Below are 21,355 nucleotides of genomic sequence, written 5' to 3'. Positions count from 1 at the left end.
CAGGCGATTGAATCGTTTCAATCGCCGTGTCCTCGTCCAGCCGCAGCGAACAAGGGAGTTCGACATGCCCGGAAGTTGGAACCGCAGGACCTTCCTGTCCGCCACCGCGGGCACCGTGGGAGCCGGCCTCTCGGCCCTGTCCGCCGCACCCGCCGCCGCGGCGCCCATGGCCGGACCGGCCGCGGGCGCCTCCGGACTCCGCGTCACCCGCACCACGGTGGAGCACAAGCCGAACGTCCTCGGAACCGACGTCGCCCGTCCCCGGCTCGCATGGCAGTCCACGTCCGCAGGCCGTGGCGCACGGCAGACCGCCTACCGCGTGCAGGTGAAGGCCGGCGGGCGGGGGTGGGGGAGCGGGGTCCTGGTCTGGGACTCGGGCAAGGTGCCCAGCGCGGACGGCGCGGCCGGTGTGCCCTACGGCGGTCCGGCCCTCGCGCCGCGGACGCGGTACTCCTGGCGGGTCAGAGTCTGGGACGAGCGCGGCGGAGCATCGGCCTGGAGCGAGCCCCGCTGGTTCGAGACAACGTTGTCCCCCGAGGAGTGGGACGCCCGGTGGATCGGCGCCGACACCGCCGCACCCCTCGACTTCACGGGCGCCTCGTGGATCTGGGCTCCCGGGGCGAGCACCCAGGACGCCCCCGAGGGCACCAGGTGGTTCCGGGGCCGCCTCGACGCCCCCGAAGACCTCGACGTCGTCCAGGCGACACTCGTGGCGACCGCGGACGACGACTTCACGCTCCACCTCAACGGCCGCCGGACCCTCGAAGCGCCTCAGCAGCAGGACGGCTGGCGCACCGGCCGGACGGCCGACGTGACGGCGCAGGTGAAGGAGGCACTCCACGCCGGCACCGGCGTGGTGCTGGCCGTCGCGGCCACCAACCGCGCCGGTGCCTCGGTCAACCCGGCGGGCCTGCTGCTCCGGCTGCACGTGCGGACCTCGTCGGGACGCGTCCACGAACTCCGCAGCGACGCCGGATGGCGGACCACGGACACCGAGCAGCGGCAGTGGCAGGAAGCCGGCTTCGACGACTCCGCCTGGTCCCCGGCGGTGGTCCTCGCCCCCTACGGCCAGGGCCCGTGGGGCTCCGGCGTGAGCGTCAGTGTGCCCGAGCGGCCCGCGCCGCTGCTGCGCAGGGAGTTCGACGTGCCGCGCCGGATCAGCCGGGCCCGCCTCTACATCAGCGGCCTCGCCTACTACGAGGCGGAGATCAACGGCCGGCGCGTCGGACGGCAGGTCCTCGACCCCGGCTTCACCGACTACGACGAGACCGTGCTGTACGCCGTCCACGACGTCACCGACCTGCTGCGCCGCGGCAACAACGCCATCGGCGTGACGCTGGGGCGCGGCTTCTTCGGCATGACGACCCCGAACGTCTGGAACTGGCACCGCACGCCCTGGCACTCCGAACCGCGCCTCATCGCCCGGCTCGAAGTCGACCACCCCGACGGGACCCGCACCGCCCTCGTCACCGACGAGCGGTGGCGCATGACCGAGGGGCCCACGCTGTCCGACTCCCTCTACGCGGGGGAGACCTACGACGCCCGACGCGAACCGGGCGCCTGGACCGGGCCCGGCTTCGACGACTCCTCCTGGCGGCCGGCCGGGATCCAGAGCGGGCCGAAGGGGCGCCTGCGTGCCCAGCCCCACGACGGCATCGAGGTCATCGACTCCTTCCACCCCGAGGAGATCACCCGGCTCGCCCCCGGGGAGCACCTGGTGGACATGGGCCGGACCATGGCCGGATGGGTCCGGATCACCGTGTCGGACCTCCCCGCAGGCACCCGCCTGCAGCTCACCTACGGCGAGAAGCTGAAGGCCGACGGAACCGTGTCGGCGGAGACGTCGCACGTGCCCGGGCGCTTCCAGCGCGACGAGTACATCTGCGCCGGGCGCCCGCAGGAGAGCTGGGAGCCCTCGTTCTCGTACAAGGGCTTCCGCTACGTCCAGATCAGCGGGCTGCCCGCGACCCCCGAGCCCCGGCAGATCACCGGACGGCTGGTGCACACGCCGCTGGAGGAGGTCAGCTCCTTCGCCTGCTCGGAGCCCTTCTACGAGTGGCTGGACCAGGCCATGCGGCGCACCGTGCTGAACAACATGCACGGCATCCCGACCGACACGCCCATGTACGAGAAGAACGGCTGGACCGGCGACGCCCAGCTCGGCACTCCCGTGATGACGTACGCCTTCGACATGCACCGCATGCTCTCCAAGTGGCTGGGGGACCTCGCCGACAGCCAGACGGACGACGGTCAGCTGCCCGTCATCGTGCCGAGCGGCGGCTGGGGCTACGGCGACCTCGGGCCCTCTCCGGAGTGGACGACGGTGTACCCGTTCGTCATCCGTGAGTTCTACCGGGTGTACGGCGACGAGCGGGCGGCGCGCGAGCACTGGACGACGCTCACCCGCTACCTGGACTGGGAGCTGTCCCGGCTGCGCGACGGCCTGGCCGTCACCGCCCTGGGCGACTACCTGCCGCCCGGCTACGGAGGCAACCCGCCCGAGGACACCCGGCTGACCGCGACCGCCTACCTCCACCGGGCGCTGTCGGACACGGCCGACATGGGCGAAGTCCTGCACGAGGACGAGGTGGTGGCGCGCTACCGGAAGGCCGCCGGGGAGCTCAAGGACGCCCTCAACGCGGCGTTCCTGGGCCCGGAGGGCTACTACCGCACGGCCAAGGACCCCGGCTACCGGCAGACCAGCAACGCGATCCCCCTCGCCTTCGGGCTCGTACCGGACCACGCCCGCGCCTCGGTCTTCGCCAGTCTGGTGCGGGACGTCGAGGCCCGCGGCAACCACCTCAACACCGGTGCGCTGGGCACCAGCGTGCTGCTGCGGGTGCTGTGCCAGGAGGGCCGGCCGGACCTGGCGCACGCGGTCGCGACGCAGCGCACCTATCCCGGCTGGGGGTACTGGCACGAGAACGGCGCGGACACCATGTGGGAGATGTGGCCGCTGGACTCGCGCTCCCGCGACCACTACTTCCAGGGCACCGTGGCCCAGTGGCTGTACGAGAACGTGGCGGGCCTGCGCCCGGGCGACGCGGGCTACGCCACGTTCACCGTGCGGCCCGACGCCCGGACCGGCGTCGACCGGGCGCGGACCTCGATCCGTACCGTGCGGGGCACCGCCGGTGTCGCCTGGGTGCAGCAGGGGGCCGTGTTCAGGATGGACGTGCGGGTGCCGGTGGGCGCCGTCGCGGAGGTCCATGTGCCCGTGGCCGGCGGCGACGAGGTGAGGGCGCCGGACGGTGTCCGGCAGTTGCGCACGCAGTCCGGCTTCGCCGTCTACCGCGTGACGCAGGGGACCTGGCACTTCACGAGCGGCAGGCGGACGGCACCGCAATAGTTCGCGTTCTTGTGAACTGTTGTGGTTCAATCGAATTGTTCGCGAAACTGCGAACTAACGAACTGTTTCTCTAGCCGACAAGGACCGCAGCATGAGCGCCTACATGGTCATCAGCGTCACCCCCGAGGACGAGGACAAGATGCGCGACTACGAGAGCCGCACCCTCGACGTGGTCGCCAGGTACGGAGGCAGGCCCATCGCCCGTGACACCGACTGCTTCGTCCTGGAGGCCGACCGGCGCCCCGCCATCGGCGTGATCATCGAGTTCCCCGACAAGCAGGCGGTGCGGGACTTCTACGAGTCGGCGGAGTACCGCCCGCTCAAGGAGTTCCGGCACACGTTCGCCACCGCCAGCGCGCTCGTCGTCGCGGGCGTGTGACCTGCGAGCCGGGGCCGGCCTGCCGCCGCCGGCCCCGGCTCTCCGCTCTCACCTGTGCGATGGCTCGCCGTCGGGAGAGGCCACCGAGGCCGTGGACGAGGCCCAAGCCGCCAGCAGTCGCAGCGCGGTCTCGTCGGCCGTGCCGTCGGCGGCGGTGTAGACGAACAGGGCCTGGTCCTCCTCACCGGCCACGGACATGGCCTGGTAGGTGACCGTGAGGTCCCCGACGACGGGGTGGTGGTACCCCTTCGTCCCCTCCGTGCGCTCGATCACCCGCTGGTCCGCCCACATACGGCGGAACACCGGGCTCCGCCGGGACAGATCACCGACCAGCTCATTCAGCTCCGGGTCCGCGCCGTGCCGGCCGGCGTCCATCCGGAGCATCGCCGCGGTGTCCGCCGCCACGCCCTCCCAGTCGGCGTACAGCTCACGTGCGTAGGGGTCGAGGAAGACGAAGCGGGCCTGATTGCGTTCGTCCTGCGGCAGCGCCGCGAAGTCGGTGATCAGCGCGGCCGCCAGACGGTTGCAGGCGAGGACGTCGGTACGCCGGCCCAGCACGAACGCCGGGCAGTACGCGGTGTCGAGCCTGGCCAGCAGCCGCTCCATGACGGGGGTCACACCCTGCCGGAGCGCGGCGGACGGGCGGTGGACCCGCTCCGGCTGGGCCGCGAGGTTGAACAGGTGGACCCGCTCGGCGTCGTCGAGACGCAGCGCCGTGGCCAGGGCGTCCAGGACGGCACGCGACGCGGTGCGGCTGCGGCCCTGCTCCAGGCGCGTGTAGTAGTCGACGCTCACTCCGGCCAGCTGGGCGAGCTCCTCACGCCTCAGCCCCGCGACGCGCCGTCGCGCCGTGGCCGGGAAACCGACGTCGCCGGGTTCGAGGCGTGCCCGGGCGGCCCTGAGGAACTCTCCGAGTGTCACGAGGTGGTTCATGTCCTCATCCTCGCCGTGCATCACGGCCGGGGCGAGCGTCCAGGGTGGCCCTGTTTCTCCCAGGATTCCCCGGCCTCCCGGTGCGCGAGGGGCGCCCGACCCCTGTGCCTCCTCCGTCCCTGTGCCTCCGTCCCTGTGCCCGGCCCCTGTGCCCCGGATCACAGCGACGCCCGCCCCGCCGCGGACAGACCGGAGCATGACACCAGCCTCCCGAAGCGCAGGCCGCCCGGAACGCACCGGGGCGGCCGACCGGACCCCCGCACCGGCTCCCCCCGCCGGTGGACAGTGCGGATCCGCTCCGCCCGGCACGACGAGACTCCCGTTCAGATCCGACATCCAGGGGCTTCGCGGGCTGGCCGTGTCACTCGTCGTCCTCGCGCACGCGGGCATCCCGCAGCTCGCCGGCGGATACGTCGGGGTCGACGTCTTCTTCGTCATCTCGGGCTTCCTCATCACGTCCGGTCTGCTCCACGAGGCCGGCCGGACGGGAACCCTGTCCCTGCGCCGCTTCTACGCCCGGCGCGCCCTGCGCATCCTCCCCCTGGCCACACTGGTCCTGCTGGCCGGCCTCGCCGGCTGCCTGCTGTTCGCCTCGAAGATCCGCCACGGGGAGTTCATGCGGGACGCGCTGGCGAGCGCCTCGTACGTGATGAACCTCGACCTGGCGGTCACCGGCACGGACTACCTGAGCGAAGGGCAGGCGCCGAGTCCCTTCCAGCACTACTGGTCCCTGTCCGTGGAGGAGCAGTTCTACCTGCTGTGGCCCCTCCTGCTGCTGATCGCGGTCCGGACCGCCCGGCGCCCTGTGCTGCGGGCACTGCCCCTGGCCGTGCTGTCCGCCGGTTCCCTCCTTCTGGCCGTGCTGACGACCGCCGACTCACCGTCGTGGGCGTACTTCGGTCCGCACACCCGCCTGTGGGAGCTGGGCTGCGGAGGCCTCCTGGCCTTCTGCGCGACGGCTCTGACCCGCCTGCCGCGCGCTGTCGCCGCCGCCTGCGCATGGCTCGGACCGGCCGCGATCGTCGCCTCGGCCCTGCTGTACGACGACCACACGCCCTTCCCCGGACATCACGCCCTCCTGCCCGTCCTCGGAGCGGTCCTGGTGATCGGCGGTGGCTGCCGCCCCGCACGACCCGCCGCGTCACGGCTGCTCGGGCTGCGCCCGGTCGCGTGGCTGGGCGACGTCTCCTACGGCTGGTACCTCTGGCACTGGCCCCTGCTCATGATCGGCCCCGGCGCCCTGGGACGCGAGGCCACGCCGCTGCTCGGCCTCCAGCTGAGCGCCGTCGCACTGCTGCTGGCCTGGCTGAGCCTGCACCTCGTGGAGAATCCGCTGCGCGGCCTCGCGCCGTTGCGCCGCAGGCCCCTCGCGGCGGTCTCCCTCGGGCTGGGCCTGTCGGCGAGCGTCGTCTGCACGGCCCTGGTCGCGGCGAGCTTCCCGCCGTCCATCAGTTCCGGTGTCGACGCCCCCGCTCTGCGGCGGACGCTGGCCACGGCGGCGGACCCGCAGGCCCGGCTATCCGGTCTCCTGGCCTCGCCGGCGGCCGGACTGCCGGGGAACCTGTCACCCGCGCTGCCGGACATCGCACGCCGTAAGTCCGCCGTCTACCAGGACGGCTGCCACGCCGACTACGCCACCGTGCGCTCGCCGGACTGCCTCTACGGTGACCGCTCCGGGGAGCGGGTCGTGGTGCTGTACGGCGACTCGCACGCCGCACAGTGGTTCCCCGCGCTCGACGCGATCAGCCGGCGCCAGGGGTGGCGCCTCGTCTCGCTGACGAAGGCGTCCTGCAAGACCGCCGACCTCACCATCGTCAACCGGGGCAAGCCCTACACGGCGTGCGACACCTGGCGGGAGAACGCCCTGCGCCGGATCGCGGAACTGCGTCCCGCACTGGTCGTCACCTCCTCCTCCGAGGCGGGCACCGCGACGCGCCGGACGGACGATCCGCTGCGCGCCTGGACGGTCGGCTACGAACGGGTCTTCCGGCGCCTGGCCGACGACGCGGACCGGGTGGTCGTCCTCCTCGACAACCCGTGGCCCACGGGCGATGCCGTGGAGTGCGCGGCACGCCACCCCCTCAGCCTGACGTCGTGCGAGCACGGCTCGCGGGACGCGATCCGGGACCCGGTGCGCCGCGAGGCGACCCGGCTGGCGGCCCGTGGCGCGGGCGTCACCGTGCTGGACCCCGCACCCTGGCTGTGCGCGAGGGCGGGCCGGTGCCCGGTGGTGGTGCAGGACACCTTCGTCTACCGCGACGAGAGCCACGTCGCCGAGTCCTACGCCGCAGCGCTGGCACCGGTGCTGGAGCAGCGACTGACCCGTCCGACGCGGCCCTCACCGTAGAAGTTGCGTCGAGCAGCGGAGACTGCCCCACCCCTTGCCGCAGCGTGCTGCTCCCGCGCGTGCGCAACACGGCCCGGACCGTCGCCATGACGGGCCGGGCCGGTGGAGCTTGTGTGGGGGACCGTGCCAGCGACGACGAGCTGGATGCCCGTGATGCGTTCGCCCGGCCAGAGCCGACGGGGGGGGCCGTCACGTCCGTGCCGTGCGGTGCTCATCCCCGGGCCCGACTCCGTGTGCCGGGCCCGCGGGCGCCGGGTGCGGTCAGCGGGGCCCGGTGAGTTGAGCGGCGAGGAGATGGGAGTCCAGCAGGGTGGGGTCGGCCGTGCGGGCGGCCTTCGCATAGCCGGTGAGCATACGTTTCGTCAGCAGCAGGGCCTGGGGCGAGCGCCGGGAGAGGGGCTTGGTCCAGGCGGTGACGGTCTCGTCCAGGGCGTCCAGCGGGGCCACCTTGTGCAGGAGACCGAGCCGGTGGGCGGTGGAGGCGTCGAAGGTCTCGCAGGTGAGCATCAGTTCACGGATCCGGGCGGCACCCGCTTCCGTGATCAGACGGCCCATGGCGCCGCCCCAGGCGGGGGCGAGTCCGAGGCCGAGCTCGGGCATGCGGAACCGGCAGCTGTCCGCGCCGGCACGCAGGTCGCAGTAGGCGGCCAGGGCCAGACCTGCCCCCACGACCTTGCCGTGCAGCCGGGCGATGGTGACGGCATGGGTGTTCTCCAGCGCCTGGCACAGGCGCTGGGCCTTGTCCGCGAGGCGCAGCAGCGTGCCGCCGGTGGGGTCGGTGTCCAGGGCATCCTGGTACTCCCGGCGGTCGGCCCCCAGGCAGAAGTCGCTGCCCAGGGAGGAGAGCACCAGGATGCGGACGTCGGGCTGTTCGTGGAGGTCGTCCAGGACGTTGATGAGCGCGTCGAGGACCGCGGTGGTCAGGACGTCGTCCTGTGCCGCCGGGTTGAGCCCGACATGGAGGACGGCGCCGTTGCGGGTGAGGGCCAGGGGAGCGGGCGTGACGGAGCTCTCGAACGGGTGCGTGTCCTCGGGGGCGGTGGCGGACACGGCGGCGGGGGCGTGGAGCGGGTTCATGCCAGTGCTACATCCAGGTTCAGCAGGCGCCGGAACGCCACCCGGGGCGCCAGCGCGGGGCGGCGGGCCAGGGTGAGTCGGGGCAGGCGGGTGATCAGGTGGCGGAGCAGGGTCTGCGCCTCCAGCCGGGCCAGGGGCGCTCCGAGGCAGTAGTGGACGCCCCAGCTGAAGGCCAGGTGGGAGGGGTTGCGCAGCGGGTCGAACGTGTCGGGGTCGGTGAACCGTTCGGGGTCGCGGTGGGCGGCGCCCACCATGAGGTGGACCATCTCGCCGGCGGCCACCTCGGTGTCCGCCAGGAGGGTGTCCTGCCCGGCGACCCGGCTGATGACGTGCGTGGGAGGGTCGTAGCGCAGGGTCTCCTCCACGAACGCGGGGACGAGGTCCGGCGCGTGGGCGAGCAGGTCCCAGCGGTCGGGGTGTTCGACGAGCCGGAGCGCCATGGTCGACAGCAGGGTCGCGGTGGTCTCCAGAGCGGCCAGCAGCACGAACAGGGCGAGGAAGTAGACGGCTTCGTCCGCCTTGTCCTGGTCCGGTTCGAGCTCGTCCCAGGTGCTGATCCACCGGGAGACGGGGTCGTCGCCGGGGCGTCTTCGCCGGGCCCGCACCAAGTCGAGGAAGTAGGTGCGCAGTTCCGCCATGGCGGCGTCGGAACGGGCGAGCTGGCTGGCGTTCGGGAGCAACTCCTGGGTGAAGACCTGCTCATGGGTGAGTTCCCGCAGCCGGGACCAGTCGGCGCTGGGCAGGCCGAGCCAGTCGCCGATGGTGGCGACGGGCAGTTCCTCGCCCACCAGCGCCGCGAAGTCGGCCTCCCCCGCCTCCCGCAGCCGCTCGTGCAGCGTGTCCAGCAACCGGTCGACGATCGCGGAGACCCGCAGGCCGATCCGGTCGATGGTGCCGCGGTCGAAACTGCCGGCCGACCGGCGCACACGCGTGTGCTCCGGGGGGTTGAGGGCCGGCATGGTCCGGCTGATCTCCCGGGACGAGGGGGCGCTCCACCGGGTACGCGCACCCTGCTGCTCTCGCCAGCGCGCGTCCGGTTCGAGCCATACGCCGCTGCGCAGGACCTGCTCGCAGGTGGCGTAACCGGTGACGAGAAATCCACCCCAGGGCGCGGGGCTGACAGCGCCGCGCGCCCTGAGCTCTGCGTAGAGGGGGAAGGGGTCGGCCTGTCCGTCAGCCGTCCTGAGACGGGAGAACAGGGAGATGGTGGCCCGACGGTCCGTAGACGGAGTCGTGACACTTCCCACGGTAGCGGCTCCTTTCTGCCAGCCGCTATCCGTACCCGAGTGATAGTTGAGTCATACAGTAACTCTGTCGTTTCATATGGTTACTTGCGTCACTCGCCGTTCATCCACGCCCGGAAGCGGCTGAAGAGGCCCCCCTTCGGCCGCGGTGCGGCGTGGGACGGCCGGTGCGCCGGGGTCGTCTGGTGGACACCGACGCCCGAGGGGGCCGCCTGTCCGGAAGCCTGCGGAGCCGGACGCGCGGTGGTCGGCTGCGCCACCGTGCGGGGGGAGTACCGGATGGGCACGGTGACCAGCGACCGGCTCCACGGGGCCGCCACCCAGGCCAGCTCGCCGAACGGGACACGCATCTCGACGTCGGGCAGCCGGTTGAGCAGGGACTCCACGGCAGTGGCGGCGATCATGAACGCCGGGTCCTTGGCCGGGCAGGCGTGCGGGCCCGCGCCGAACGCGAGATGGGCCTTGGGGCTGAGCTGTTCGCGGTGCGCGGTGAGCTTGGGGTCGGTGTTGGCGGCCGCGAAGGAGATCAGGACCGGGTCGCCCGCCCGCAGGGTGCGGTCGCCCAACTCGACGTCCTGGGTGGGGTAGTGCCCCGCGTAGTTGGCGATCGGGGCGTAGTTCCACAGCGTCTTGACCACCGCGTCCTCGACCGGCAGGCCGGTCGGCCAGTCGTCGCTGAGGTACAGCGCGGTGCTGGTGCCGATCGCGGCCGACAGCGGAGCGGTGCCGCCCGACAGCAGGGTCACCAGCTGGTGCAGCACCTCCTCGTCGCTCAGCCGGGCCGAGTGCACCATCAGCCGGGTCGTGAGGTCCTCACCGGGCTGCCGGCGCTTGAGGGCGATGAGTTCGGAGAGCGCCGCGCCCAGGATCTCGTCGGCGCCGGCCGTGCCCTGGAAGATGCCCGTGATCCCGGCGATGACGCGGTCGCCGATCTCGGGCGGGCAGCCGAACAGGTCGCCGAAGACCAGCAGCGGCAGCGGCTGCGCGTACGCGGCCATCAGCTCGGCCTGGCCGAGGGGGTCGGAGCTGAAACGGCTGATCAGGTAGTCGGCCGACTGCTGGGTCAGCCTGATCAGCCGGCTCTGGTCGACGGTGGCGAGGCTCTCCGTGACCGCCTGCCGCAGCCGGGCGTGCGCGGCGCCGTCGCTGAACAGGGCGTTGGGGCGGTACCCCATCATGGGCAGCGCCGGGCTGTCCTCCGGGACCCGCCCCTCGTTCAGGGCGTTCCAGCGGCGGGAGTCGCGTACGAACAGCGTCGGGTTCTGCAGGATGTACAGGCTCGCGTCATAGCTGGTCACCAGCTCGACCTGGACGCCCGGCGCGATGTCGACGGGCGCGCTGTGCCCCATCGAGCGCAGTTTGTCGTAGGTGCGCTCGGGGTCGGAGCCGAAGTCGGGACCGTAGAGCGGGATGTTGCCGTGTGCGGGGCATTCGGCAGGTACCCCGGACGTCTCGAGGGGCTGTTGCATGGTGTGGCTCCTAGCCGAGTGAGGACAAGAGGTGCTTCACGAGCGTGATGAGGGCCTCCATCGAGGAGTCCTGGTCGCGGACGTCGCAGTCGATGACCGGTGTCTCCTCGGAGAGGTTGAGTGCCTCGCACACTTCGGACAGGGGGAAGTGGGTCCTGCCGTCGAAGGTGTTGACGCCGACGACGTAGGGCAGGCCGAAGGACTCGACCAGGTCCAGGATGGGGAAGGTCTCCTCCAGCCGCTCGGGATCGACCAGGACGAGCGCTCCCAGCGCTCCCCTCGACAGGCCCTCCCACATCTGCTTGAACCGCTCCTGGCCGGGAGTTCCGAAGATGTAGAGGACCAGGTCGTCGCTCAGGGTCAGACGCCCGAAGTCCATCGCCACGGTCGTGGTCGTCTTGTCGGGCGTCTCGGAGAGGTCGTCGAGGCCTTCACTGGCCTCGGTGATCTCCTCTTCGGTCTGCAGCGGCTCGATCTCGGAGACGCTTCCGATGTAGGTGGTCTTGCCCACCGCGAAGTGACCCACCACCAGGACCTTGACGGAGCGGGAGACCTTGGGATCCAGATACACGAAACTTACGCTCCGGTTCGAATGCGCTCCAGGCCATGGAGCACGGCGGTGAGCAGGGCGGGGTCATGGCGTTCGGCATGCGGCACCGGATTGCGCACATGGATCAGGCCGTCCTCGGCCATCTGGGCCAGCAGGATGCGCACGATGCCCAGGGGCAGCTGGGTGTGGGCGGCGACCTCGGCGACCGAGAGGTACCCGTCGGCGAGCAGGTCGATGACGGTACGGGCCTCCGGAGCCAGCGTGCGCACCGTGGCCAGCGCCGTGTCCTGGGCCGTGATCATGGTGGTGTGCTCGTACTCGCTGTCCCGCGGAAGTACGCGCCCCTTCGCCATGACGAAGAACGGGACTAACGGGGCCGTCAGTTCGAGGTCGTCGGACGGGTCGTCATGCATCGCTGGCCCTCTCTCCCGGCCCGCCCGGCAGTGACGCGGGCATCGCGTCACTCAGGCGTGCGGCGAACTCCTCGATGTCACAGTCGTGCTCGGCGGCCGCCGCGAGGAAGGCACCCTCGCCGGCCGCGATCAGGAAGACCCAGCCGTGCTGGAACTCGATGACCGTCTGGCTCCACTCGTCGTCCAGCTCGCCGCCCGCGAAGGGAGCGGTCGCCCGGCTGTAGGCGTGGATGCCGGTCATGGCCGCCGAGATGGTGTCCGCGAGGTCCCGGTCGACGCCCGCGCTGGCGCCGCGCGGCAGACCGTCCGCGCCGAGCAGCAGGGCGTGCAGGGCGCCCGGCACCGAGGCCACCGCCCGGTCCAGCTGGTCGAGGACGGCGACGGACCGGCCCGGCCCGGCGTGCTGCGCCTGAGGGCCGTCCCCGGCCCGGGCGGCGTCGGCGGGCATCACCCGCGGCGGGGCCGTGAGGTTGTTGCCCAGCCGGGCGACCAGCCGGTTCATGCGGAACGACAGCTGCTCCATGTCCACATCGGGCTCCGCGGCGGCGGCCAGGTAGGCCCCCTGCCCGGCCCCGATCAGGAACACCCAGCCGTGCTGGAACTCGATGACGGTCTGGATCCACTCGCGGTCCGGCGCGGAGCCGGCGAAGTGTGCGGTGGCCCGGCTGAGGGACTGCATGCCGGCCATGGCCGCGGAGACGGTGCCCACGTCCTTGCGGGTCAGACCGTCCGTGGAACCACGCGGGATGCCGTCCGCCGACAGCACCACGGCGTGCCGTGCCTTGGGCACGTTGCTCACGATGTCCTGGACCATCCACGACAGGTCGGTCGTACTCATGCGTTGTCGGACCCTTCGGACATGGGGGTGTCGAGGGAAGCCACTTCGCGCCCGGTCTGGGTGCCGCGCTGCAGGGCGCCCAGGCTGCCGGTGCCGCGCCGCCGCACACCTCGTCGGGCCGGCTGGTCCGCCGCGGGGGAGTCGCCGCCGACGGAGGACATACGGGTGCCGCGCTTGGGCAGGCCGTTGGCCGTGCGCTCCGGGGTGCGGGACTGTACCGGGCGGATGCTGCTCACCGGCGACGTCTCCGGGGCCGCGGGGGTCTCCTCCATGGTCCACAGCTCCTCGGGCAGCAGGACGACGGCCCGGACGCCGCCGTACCGGGAGACACCGGTGACGTCCACCTTGAAGCCGTACTGGCGGGCGATCAGGCCGATCACCGGGAAGCCGAACTTCGGCTGGGTGCCCAGCTGGGACAGCCGGGGGGCGTCGTCGCCGGACAGCAGCGCGCTCGCCCGCTGCCGGTCCTCGTCGCTCATGCCGACGCCGGCGTCGTCGATGATGATGCAGAGGTTCTGCTGGACCTGACGGAACGTCACCTCGATCGGCGCGTCGGCCTGGGAGAAGCTGGCAGCGTTGTCAAGCAGTTCCGCCACCGCGAGGGCGACCGGTGCGACGGCGGAGGCCTTCAGCGCGATGCCGCTGGGCTGCATGATCTCCACGCGCTGGAAGTTGCGGATCTGGCTCTGGGCGCTGCGGACGACGTCGTAGACGCTGGCCGGCTGGTTGCGGCGGCCCAGCGGCGCACCACACATGACCGCGATGCCCTGGGCCTTGCGGGCCATCTGGGCGTTGGCGTGGGTGATGTCCATCAGGTCGTTGAGGACCGGGTGGCCGCCGTACTCGCGCTGGACGCCGTCCAGCAGTGTCGTCTGCTCGGCCGCGAGGCTCTGCAGGAAACGCGCGGCGCCCTTGAGGACCGCCTTGATGTTCTCCTCGGCGGCCTGCTCCGCTTCGCGGATGACGCCGTCCTGCTCGCTCCTGATCCGCGCCAACTCGCCTTGCAGGCGTCCCAGTTCGTTCTGGCTGTACTGAAGCCGCGCCTGAAGCTCGTCCTCGGACTCCTTCTTCCTCCTCGTCACGCCTCTGCTGCGGAGCACGAGTGCCACGACGGCGGCGATGGCTGTCACCGCTATCGCAACCAGGCACCAAAGAAGCACGTCTTGAGTCATGGAAACCTTTCCCGGCGCGTTACATGCGGACGTCGGGGGTACGCCTCGCAAGAATCCGCAACCCGTCCGGTGCACTGCACAAGGGGGGAGCTCAGCGCGTTCGGGTTCAGGGCCCTGAGCAAAAGTGGATCAAGGTCGCAGACGGCGGAATGCTATCACCGTCAACCCGGTGCGCCTCAGGCCGCTCCTACGGGCTTCACGGGATCAACGCGCCTTGCCGACAAGGGGCTTGGAGTCGGCCGGAACCGGGCGGCCCGGTGAACTTCCGGGTGTCCGCAGCGGCTGCGCGGTCAGGCGGTCACACCGGGTGCCATCCCGGGGTGCGAGCCGCCCCGCGGCGCGGCCGCCGGGGTGGCCGGCGCGTTCAGGCTGAGCCGGGAGACGATCCGGTAACGGTCGCCCCGGTAGATCGAGTGGACGTACTCCACGGGCCGGCCGTCGATGTCACCGGTGTGCCGTTCGAACAGCAGCGCCGGAGACAGCTCGGGCACGCCCAGGAGCTTGGCCTCGGCCTGGCTGACGACCGTGGGCTCGATCGTCTGGGTCGCCTCGCTGACCTGCACCCGGTGCCGCTCGCGCAGATGCTCGTACAGATCGCCCGTCTCCAGCTCCCGAGCGGTGAGCGCGGGGACCAGGGCCGCCGGGATGTGCAGGTGCTCGATGGCCATCGGGGCGCCGTCGACCAGCCGCAGACGGGCCGCGTAGACGATGTCGGCGGCGGGGGACAGGCGCAGTTTGCGGCCCACCCGGGCGCCCGCCGTGATGGTGGCGAACTCCAGCAGACGGCTCGACCAGGCGCCGGACGCCTGCGGCAGGGTCATGCCGTGGGAGTCCGGGACGAGTTCCTGAGTGATCTTCTCGGGGGCCACGAACATGCCCCGCCCGTGCTCGCGCACCAGGAGGCCGGCCGCGACGAGTTCGTCGACGGCCGCGCGCAGGGTCGGGCGGGAGACCTTCAGCGTGGCGCACAGGGACCGTTCGGAGGGGATGGCGTCGTTGGGATGCAGTGACTCGATGAGCTGAAGGATGTGGTCGCGGACCCGCTCCCGCTTCAGGACCGACCCCGACTCGCCCGCGTTCATGCCCGCTTGCTCCCGCCCCGCCGTACGCGATTGGTGCTTCACCAGTGGTGTGGACTGTTTACCACTCTGCGCCCACTGGTCAAGTGCGTGGTGGACCGGCCCGTCCTGCCGTCCGCCGGCGCCCCGGCCAAAAGTGAGGCGCACGCGGGGGATTGACGCCTCTATTGGTCTATGCCATTTTCATCGACCACGAGAGGTCACCTGTCCAGTGCTCCAACTGGTCAGGTTCCTTGGCGCCTTACCTCCAGAGGTGAACCGTGAAGCTCCGCATGCTTGCAGGCCTGTCCGCACTGGTGATCGCCTCGGGTGTCAGCGCCTGCGGCGGCGGCTCGGGATCGTCGGGCGACTCCGCCGACGGCGCCACGACGATCGACGTCTGGCTCATGCGCGACAGTGTCTCGGCGCAGTTCCAGAAGGAGTTCACCGCCGGCTTCGAGGCCGCCCACCCGGACATCGACGTGAAGATCCAGATCCAGGAGTGGGACGGCATCGGGGAGAAGGTCACGGCCGCCCTCGCCAGCAACGACGCCCCGGACGTCATCGAGACCGGCAACACCCAGGTCGCCCAGTACGCGCAGAGCGGCGGCCTGCTCGACCTCACCGACCGGCGGGACGAACTCGGCGGCGAGGCCTGGCTCAAGGGACTGGCCGAGCCCGGCTCCTTCGAGGGCAGGCAGTACGGCATCCCCTACTACGCCGCCAACCGCGTCGTGATCTACCGCACCGACCTGTTCGAGAAGGCCGGCATCGACGCCGCCTCCCTCCGGACCCGCGAGCAGTGGATCGCCGCCACCAGGAAACTCGACACCGGCGGCACCCAGGGCATCTACCTGCCCGGCCAGATGTGGTACGCCCTGGCCGGGTTCATCTGGGACGAGGGCGGCGACCTGGCGGCCCGGTCCGGCACCACCTGGAAGGGCGCACTCGACACCCCCGAGGCCTTGCGCGGCATGGACTTCTACAAGAGGCTCCAGGCCCTCGGCAAGGGCCCCAAGGACTCCGACGAAGCGGAGCCCCCGCAGGCGGAGGTCATGGCCAAGGGACAGGTGGCCCAGATCATCTCCACTCCCGGCGGCGCCAACGTGGTCACCGAGAACAACCCCGAACTCAAGGGCAAGCTCGGCTTCTTCCCCATCCCCGGCAAGACGCCCGAACGCCCCGGCTCGGTGTTCATCGGCGGCTCCGACCTCGTCATCCCGGCGGCCTCGGGCAAACAGGACGCCGCCTTCACCTTCGTCAAGGAACTCACCGGTGACTCCTGGCAGCGCAAGCTGGCCGCCGCCATGAGCTACGTGCCGAACAAGACGACCCTGGCCGACGCGGTCGCCTCCGACCCCGGCGCCTCGGCCATGGCGAAGGGCGCCGCCGTCGGCAGGGCCACGCCCAACACCCCGGGCTGGGCGGCCGTCGAGGCGAAGAACCCCGTCAAGGACTACATGACCGCGGTCCTCACCGGAGCCGACGCACCGGCGGAGGCGGCCCGGGCCTCCGCGGCGATCACGGCCGCCATGAACGGCTCCTGATCCGCGACCGGCCGGCCCGCCCGCCGCCGGCCCGCCCCACGAGACGACACCTCCGAGGAGACGGCACCGTGTCGGTCATCCGCGACTCCGCCGCGCCACCCGCCCGGCACCGCCCGCCCGCACCGCCCCGCCCGAAACCCAAGCGCGGTGGCGCACCACGCGCCGGCCGCGCGGGCGTCTGGCCCTACCTGCTGGCCGCCCCCACGCTCCTGGGCATGCTGTACCTCCTGCTGTACCCCCTGGCCCGGGCCGTGCTGATCTCGCTCCAGGACTTCCGGCTGCGCCAACTCATCCAGGGCGACGCGCAGTTCGTGGGACTGCGCAACTACCGGACGCTGCTGGCGGACGAGCGCTTCTGGCAGGTCGTACGCCGCACCTTCGTCTTCATGGCGGCGAACGTCGTCCTGATCATGCTGCTGGCCACCCTGGTCGCCCTGCTCGTCGAGCGGCTGGGCCGCCTGTGGCGGACGGCCGTGCTCAGCGCGCTCGTGCTGGCCTGGGCGATGCCCGTCATCGCCGCCACCACCGTCTTCCAGTGGCTGTTCCACTCCGAGTTCGGCATCGTCAACTGGACGCTGGGACAGCTCGGCCTCACCTCGTTCGACCGCTACCCGTGGTTCGCCCACGGCCCGGCCGCCTTCACCATCCTCGTCCTGCTGATCGTCTGGCAGTCGGTGCCGTTCGCCGCCATCACGCTCTACTCGGCCCTGACGACCGTCCCCGCGGAGCTGTACGAGTCGGCCCGCCTCGACGGTGCCTCGGCCGGCCGGATCTTCCGCGCCGTCACCCTGCCCATGATCCGGCCGATCTTCATGCTGGTCCTGGCCCTCGAAGTGATCTGGACCTTCAAGGCGTTCGTGCAGATCTGGGTGATGACCAACGGCGGACCGGGGGAAGCCACGACCATCCTGCCCGTCTACGCCGTCCAGACCGCCCTGTCGAGCCAGCGCTACGACCTCGGGTCCGCGGCGTCGATGGTCACCGTCCTGCTGATGGCCGGCGTCCTCGTCCTGTACTTCCGCCAGCTGTTCCGCCAGGAGGGGGAAGCCCTGTGAGCGCACCACGTCGGCGTCTTCGGCGCGTCCCCCTGCACACGGCAGCCCTCGCCACGATCGCGGTGTGCCTCTTCCCCGTCTACTGGATGATCACCACCGCGTTCAAGCCCAACCGGGACATCCAGTCCGACACCCCCCGGCTCCTGCCCCGCACCTGGACCCTGGAGCACTTCCGTACCGCCGTGGACGCGGACGGGTTCGCCCTGTTCTGGCGCAACAGTCTCCTCGTGACCGTGAGCGCCGTCCTGCTCGCCCTGGTCGTCGCACTCGGCGCGTCGTTCGCCGTGGCCCGGATGCGCTGGCGCGGCCGGCGGCAGTTCATGCTGCTGGTGTTCGTGGCGCAGATGGCCCCCTGGGAAGCGCTGATCATCCCCGTCTACATCATCTCCCGGGACACCGGAATGCTGGACCGGCTGCCGACCCTGACGCTCGTCTACTTCATGATGACGCTGCCGTTCACCATCGTGGTGCTGCGCGGGTTCATCGCCGCCATCCCGCCCGAGCTGGAGGAGGCGGCCCAGGTCGACGGCTGCACCCGCCGGCACGCCTTCCGGCACATCACCTTCCCGCTCCTGGCCCCCGGCCTGATGGCCACCTCCCTGTTCGGCTACATCACCGCCTGGAACGAGTTCGCCTACGCCAACTTCCTGATCATCAAGCAGCAGGACAGCCGCACCCTGCCGGTGTGGCTGTCGTCCTTCCAGAACGTCTTCGGCACCGACTGGGGCGCCACCATGGCGGCCTCCACCCTCTTCGCGCTCCCCGCCCTCGCCGTCTTCCTCCTGCTGCAGCGCCATGTGACCTCAGGCTTCGCCGCCGGCGCCGTCAAGGGCTGAGCCGGCCCCCCACCCCGACGCGACCCCTCCCGGAGACCGCCGTGCCCTCGTCCCCCCTGCGGACCCCGCTGGTGCCCCGCCCCACCAAGGCCCGCTTCAAAGCCGGTCACTTCACCTTCGACGCCGACACCCGCCTGCGCATCACCGACGGCGCCGAGCCCGCCGCCGACCTGCTGCGCACCCTCCTCGCCCCCGCCACCGGACTGCCCCTCGCCCCGGCGTCCGACGGCCCCGTCGTCCTCGCCCTCGACACGGCCCTGACGGGACTCGGCAGCGAGGGATACGGACTGACGATCGGGCCGCACTCCCTGCTCCTGCGCGCCCGGGACCTCACCGGACTGCTCCGGGGTGTGCAGACCATCCGCCAACTGCTGCCCGTGCAGGCCCTGGAGGCCGCACCGCGGCCCGGCGTGCCCTGGACCGTGCCCTGCGCCGACATCACCGACGTGCCCCACCGGCCCTGGCGCGGAGCCATGCTCGACGTGGCCCGCCACTTCCAGCCCCTGTCCTACCTGCTGCGCTACGTCGACCTGCTCGCCCTGCACAAGATCAACGTCTTCCACCTGCACCTGACCGACGACCAGGGCTGGCGGATGCCCGTCGCGGCCTACCCGAAGCTCACCGAGGTCGGCGGCCACCGCAGCCAGTCCCTGATCGGGCCGAGCGGCGACCGCTACGACGGCACTCCGCACGGCGGCTCCTACACCCGGGCCGAACTCGCCCGTCTCGTCGACCACGCGGCGGCCCGCGGGATCACGGTCATGCCCGAGATAGAGATGCCCGGCCACGCGCGGGCCGCGGTCGCCGCCTACCCGCACCTCGGCAACCGTCCGGAGCGCACCCTGGACGTCTGGACGCGGTGGGGGGTGTGCGACACCACCCTCGGGGTGCACGAGGAGGTTTTCGACTTCTGCCGGACCGTCCTGGAGGACGTCATGGACGTCTTCCCCTCGCCGTATATCCACGTCGGCGGCGACGAGTGCCCCACCACCGAATGGGAGCGGAGCCCGGCGGCCCGGGCCAGGGCGCTGGGCGCCGGACTGAGCGGCCCCGCGGCCCTGCACGGATGGTTCCTCGACCGCATCGGCACCTTCCTGCTCCGGCAGGGACGCCGCCCGGTCGGCTGGGCGGAGACCGGCACCGAACTGCCCGACGGATTCACCGTGATGGCCTGGCGCGACCCCCGGCACGCCCTGAGCGCGGCCCGGCGCGGCCACGACGTGATCAACTCCCACCACCGCGCCACCTACTTCGACTACCCCCAGAGCGCCGACCCCGACGAGCCGCCCGGCCAGCCCGGCGGTGTCGTGGGGCTGCGGGACGTGCACGGCCACGACCCCGTACCCCGCGCGGCGACCCCGCAGGAGGCGGCGCGCGTGCTCGGCACCCAGGCCCACCTGTGGACCGAGTACGCGGCGACGCCCGCCCGCATCGAGTACCAGACCTACCCCCGCCTGTGCGCCCTGGCCGACGGCGGCTGGAGCGGACCCACCCCGTGGGCCGACTTCAGCGCCCGCCTGGCCGGGCACACCGCGCGCCTGGACGCGCTCCAGGTCGGTCACCACCCCTGAGCCGCACCACAGCACGGCACAGCCCTGCCCGCTCGCCCCACGAAGCGGCAGGACGTCCACACCCCCCGGAAAGGAACGAACATGCATCGGCCCACCGCTCCCCGCAGATGGCGCATCGCCGCAGCCGCCGCCGTGGCCATGGCGACCGGAACCACCGGCCTCGCCGCCCTGACCGGCACCGCCAGTGCCGCCGGCGAGTCCCTCACCGTCCAGTACCGCACCGGCGCCGGCTCCGCCACGGCGGACCAGTCCGAACCCTGGCTCAAGATCAAGAACACCGGCACCGCCCCGGTCCAGCTCTCGGGCGTCAAGGTGCGCTACTACTTCAAGGCCGACTCGGCCGGCGCCGCCTACCGCTTCGCCTGCTCCTGGGCGGTCAAGGGCTGCGCCAACATCACCGGCACCTTCGGCACCCTGGCCCGTCCCACCGCCACCGCCGACCGCTACCTCGACATCGGGTTCACCGCCGGAGCCGGCAGCCTCGCGCCCGGGGCCGACACCGGGGACATGCAACTGCGCTTCCACCGCACCGACTGGCAGTCCCTCAACCAGGGCGACGACTACTCCTTCAGCGCCTCGCGCACCACCTACGCGGACTGGCCGAAGGTCACCGCCCAGGTCTCGGGCAGCACCGTGTGGGGCACCGCCCCCGAGGGCAACGACCCGACCGACCCGCCCACCGACCCGCCCACCGACCCCCCGGCCGGCGGACAGAGCCTCTTCGACGACTTCACCTACACCAGCTCCAGCGACCCGAGGATCTCCGCCAACGGCTGGAGCGTCCGGTCCAACTCCGGCGGGCCCGGAGTGCCCGGCGCCACCTGGGCCCCCGAGAACGTGACCTTCTCCGGCTCCGGCTCCGGCACCGTGATGAACCTGCGGACCTCCACCGCCGGAACGCCCGAGAGCACCAAGCACACCGAAGTGCTCACCAAGGCCATGAAGTTCAAGAACGGCACCTACGCCGCCCGGGTCAGGTTCTCCGACGCGCCCGTGTCGGGACCCGACGGCGACCACCTCGTGCAGACCTTCTTCACCATCAACGACCTCAAGGCGCCCATGGCCGACGACTACGCGGAGTACGACTTCGAGTACCTGCCCAACGGCGGCTGGGGAGAGCCCGCCAACATCCTCTACACGACGTCCTGGGAGACCTACAACCCCGACCCGTGGCAGGCCGTCAACCAGCACACCGAGTCCCGGCAGAGCCACGCGGGCTGGCACGACCTGGTGCTCACCATCGACAACAGCACCATCAAGTACTACCTCGACGGGCAGCTCTTCGGCACCCACGACGCCGCGTACCTGCCCGAGCGTCCCATGTCCATCAACTTCAACCAGTGGCTGATCGACCTCGCGGGCCAGACCAGCACCACCCCGCGCGCCTACGACGAGCAGATCGACTACGTCCTGCACGTCAAGGACCAGGTGCTGACCCCGGCGCAGGTCACCGCGAAGGTCAACGCGTACCGCACGGCCGGCACCACGTTCGTGGACACCGTCCCCAACGGCTAGTC

The 21,355-nt window shown here is 71.6% G+C and carries 17 protein-coding genes; 8 read left to right on the top strand and 9 right to left on the bottom strand.

The window, feature by feature from the left end:
- Positions 1 to 64: 64 nt before the first annotated feature.
- Both ACPXCS_RS21005 and ACPXCS_RS21000 read left to right on the top strand, forming a co-directional pair.
- Positions 65 to 3,349 carry a family 78 glycoside hydrolase catalytic domain gene (locus ACPXCS_RS21005; RefSeq protein ID WP_425947991.1) on the top strand — a complete coding sequence of 1,095 codons (3,285 nt, stop codon included), beginning with the start codon at positions 65 to 67 and terminating at the stop codon, positions 3,347 to 3,349.
- Positions 3,350 to 3,440: 91 nt separating this feature from the next.
- Positions 3,441 to 3,728: a DUF1330 domain-containing protein gene (locus ACPXCS_RS21000; protein WP_425947992.1), complete on the top strand. Its 288-nt coding sequence runs from the start codon at positions 3,441 to 3,443 to the stop codon at positions 3,726 to 3,728.
- A gap of 48 nt (positions 3,729 to 3,776) precedes the next feature.
- On the opposite strand, the gene ACPXCS_RS20995 is transcribed toward ACPXCS_RS21000, so the two are convergent.
- The gene (locus tag ACPXCS_RS20995; RefSeq protein WP_425947993.1) at positions 3,777 to 4,661 is read right to left on the bottom strand and encodes a helix-turn-helix transcriptional regulator; all 885 of its coding nucleotides are present in this window, start codon (positions 4,659 to 4,661) and stop codon (positions 3,777 to 3,779) included.
- 358 nt (positions 4,662 to 5,019) lie between these two features.
- Here ACPXCS_RS20995 and ACPXCS_RS20990 point away from each other — a divergent pair, with 358 nt between their 5' ends.
- Positions 5,020 to 7,008 carry an acyltransferase family protein gene (locus ACPXCS_RS20990; protein WP_425947995.1) on the top strand — a complete coding sequence of 663 codons (1,989 nt, stop codon included), beginning with the start codon at positions 5,020 to 5,022 and terminating at the stop codon, positions 7,006 to 7,008.
- 261 nt (positions 7,009 to 7,269) lie between these two features.
- Here ACPXCS_RS20990 and ACPXCS_RS20985 read toward each other — a convergent pair whose 3' ends face one another.
- From ACPXCS_RS20985 to ACPXCS_RS20950, 8 genes are all read right to left on the bottom strand, one after another.
- Positions 7,270 to 8,085: an enoyl-CoA hydratase/isomerase family protein gene (locus ACPXCS_RS20985; RefSeq protein ID WP_425947996.1), complete on the bottom strand. Its 816-nt coding sequence runs from the start codon at positions 8,083 to 8,085 to the stop codon at positions 7,270 to 7,272.
- Positions 8,082 to 9,332 (bottom strand): cytochrome P450, encoded by a 1,251-nt coding sequence (locus ACPXCS_RS20980; protein WP_425947998.1) that lies wholly within the window; start codon positions 9,330 to 9,332, stop codon positions 8,082 to 8,084. Before ACPXCS_RS20980 ends, ACPXCS_RS20985 begins: the two co-directional genes overlap by 4 nt.
- An 89-nt stretch (positions 9,333 to 9,421) precedes the next feature.
- Complete coding sequence (locus tag ACPXCS_RS20975) at positions 9,422 to 10,798, bottom strand: cytochrome P450 (protein WP_425948000.1); 1,377 nt, start codon at positions 10,796 to 10,798, stop codon at positions 9,422 to 9,424.
- A 10-nt stretch (positions 10,799 to 10,808) separates the two neighbouring features.
- Positions 10,809 to 11,369 carry a GTP-binding protein gene (locus ACPXCS_RS20970; protein WP_425948002.1) on the bottom strand — a complete coding sequence of 187 codons (561 nt, stop codon included), beginning with the start codon at positions 11,367 to 11,369 and terminating at the stop codon, positions 10,809 to 10,811.
- A 5-nt stretch (positions 11,370 to 11,374) separates the two neighbouring features.
- A complete protein-coding gene (locus ACPXCS_RS20965) occupies positions 11,375 to 11,761 on the bottom strand; it encodes a DUF742 domain-containing protein (protein WP_425948004.1) in 387 nt (128 codons plus the stop codon).
- The gene (locus tag ACPXCS_RS20960; protein ID WP_425948006.1) at positions 11,754 to 12,599 is read right to left on the bottom strand and encodes a roadblock/LC7 domain-containing protein; all 846 of its coding nucleotides are present in this window, start codon (positions 12,597 to 12,599) and stop codon (positions 11,754 to 11,756) included. The genes ACPXCS_RS20965 and ACPXCS_RS20960 overlap by 8 nt, the downstream gene beginning before the upstream one ends.
- Positions 12,596 to 13,771 (bottom strand): ATP-binding protein, encoded by a 1,176-nt coding sequence (locus tag ACPXCS_RS20955; protein ID WP_425948007.1) that lies wholly within the window; start codon positions 13,769 to 13,771, stop codon positions 12,596 to 12,598. The genes ACPXCS_RS20960 and ACPXCS_RS20955 overlap by 4 nt, the downstream gene beginning before the upstream one ends.
- 290 nt (positions 13,772 to 14,061) lie before the next feature.
- Positions 14,062 to 14,853, bottom strand: coding sequence for a GntR family transcriptional regulator (locus ACPXCS_RS20950; RefSeq protein ID WP_425948008.1), 792 nt, complete (start codon positions 14,851 to 14,853; stop codon positions 14,062 to 14,064).
- A 269-nt stretch (positions 14,854 to 15,122) separates the two neighbouring features.
- Between ACPXCS_RS20950 and ACPXCS_RS20945 the strand changes: the two genes are divergently transcribed.
- From ACPXCS_RS20945 to ACPXCS_RS20925, 5 genes are all read left to right on the top strand, one after another.
- Positions 15,123 to 16,376 (top strand): extracellular solute-binding protein, encoded by a 1,254-nt coding sequence (locus ACPXCS_RS20945; protein WP_425948010.1) that lies wholly within the window; start codon positions 15,123 to 15,125, stop codon positions 16,374 to 16,376.
- 68 nt (positions 16,377 to 16,444) lie between these two features.
- Positions 16,445 to 17,431 carry a carbohydrate ABC transporter permease gene (locus ACPXCS_RS20940; RefSeq protein WP_425948012.1) on the top strand — a complete coding sequence of 329 codons (987 nt, stop codon included), beginning with the start codon at positions 16,445 to 16,447 and terminating at the stop codon, positions 17,429 to 17,431.
- Entirely contained in the window at positions 17,428 to 18,267 is an 840-nt protein-coding gene (locus ACPXCS_RS20935; protein ID WP_425948014.1) for a carbohydrate ABC transporter permease, read from the top strand. Before ACPXCS_RS20940 ends, ACPXCS_RS20935 begins: the two co-directional genes overlap by 4 nt.
- Positions 18,268 to 18,308: 41 nt before the next feature.
- Positions 18,309 to 19,838, top strand: coding sequence for a beta-N-acetylhexosaminidase (locus ACPXCS_RS20930; RefSeq protein ID WP_425948016.1), 1,530 nt, complete (start codon positions 18,309 to 18,311; stop codon positions 19,836 to 19,838).
- Between the two features lie 81 nt (positions 19,839 to 19,919).
- On the top strand, positions 19,920 to 21,353 hold the full coding sequence (locus ACPXCS_RS20925) for a cellulose binding domain-containing protein (RefSeq protein WP_425948018.1): 1,434 nt from the start codon (positions 19,920 to 19,922) through the stop codon (positions 21,351 to 21,353).
- The last annotated feature ends 2 nt before the right edge of the window (positions 21,354 to 21,355 follow it).

Origin of the sequence: Streptomyces sp. DT190 (assembly GCF_049846985.1) — a bacterium.
Classification (GTDB): Bacteria; Actinomycetota; Actinomycetes; order Streptomycetales; family Streptomycetaceae; genus Streptomyces.
Note: the sequence above shows the minus strand (reverse complement) of the source record. Positions and strands in the feature narration are given on the sequence as shown.

What these genes read in the sequence shown, in the direction of transcription:
- ACPXCS_RS20945 (WP_425948010.1), top strand. Translation starts at nt 15,123, where the DNA reads ATGCTTGCAGGCCTGTCCGCACTGGTGATCGCCTCGGGTGTCAGCGCC.
- ACPXCS_RS20950 (WP_425948008.1), bottom strand. Translation starts at nt 14,853, where the DNA reads ATGAACGCGGGCGAGTCGGGGTCGGTCCTGAAGCGGGAGCGGGTCCGC.
- ACPXCS_RS20985 (WP_425947996.1), bottom strand. Translation starts at nt 8,085, where the DNA reads ATGAACCCGCTCCACGCCCCCGCCGCCGTGTCCGCCACCGCCCCCGAG.
- ACPXCS_RS20965 (WP_425948004.1), bottom strand. Translation starts at nt 11,761, where the DNA reads ATGCATGACGACCCGTCCGACGACCTCGAACTGACGGCCCCGTTAGTC.
- ACPXCS_RS20925 (WP_425948018.1), top strand. Translation starts at nt 19,920, where the DNA reads ATGCATCGGCCCACCGCTCCCCGCAGATGGCGCATCGCCGCAGCCGCC.
- ACPXCS_RS20995 (WP_425947993.1), bottom strand. Translation starts at nt 4,661, where the DNA reads ATGAACCACCTCGTGACACTCGGAGAGTTCCTCAGGGCCGCCCGGGCA.
- ACPXCS_RS21005 (WP_425947991.1), top strand. Translation starts at nt 65, where the DNA reads ATGCCCGGAAGTTGGAACCGCAGGACCTTCCTGTCCGCCACCGCGGGC.
- ACPXCS_RS20975 (WP_425948000.1), bottom strand. Translation starts at nt 10,798, where the DNA reads ATGCAACAGCCCCTCGAGACGTCCGGGGTACCTGCCGAATGCCCCGCA.
- ACPXCS_RS20960 (WP_425948006.1), bottom strand. Translation starts at nt 12,599, where the DNA reads ATGAGTACGACCGACCTGTCGTGGATGGTCCAGGACATCGTGAGCAAC.
- ACPXCS_RS21000 (WP_425947992.1), top strand. Translation starts at nt 3,441, where the DNA reads ATGAGCGCCTACATGGTCATCAGCGTCACCCCCGAGGACGAGGACAAG.
- ACPXCS_RS20955 (WP_425948007.1), bottom strand. Translation starts at nt 13,771, where the DNA reads ATGACTCAAGACGTGCTTCTTTGGTGCCTGGTTGCGATAGCGGTGACA.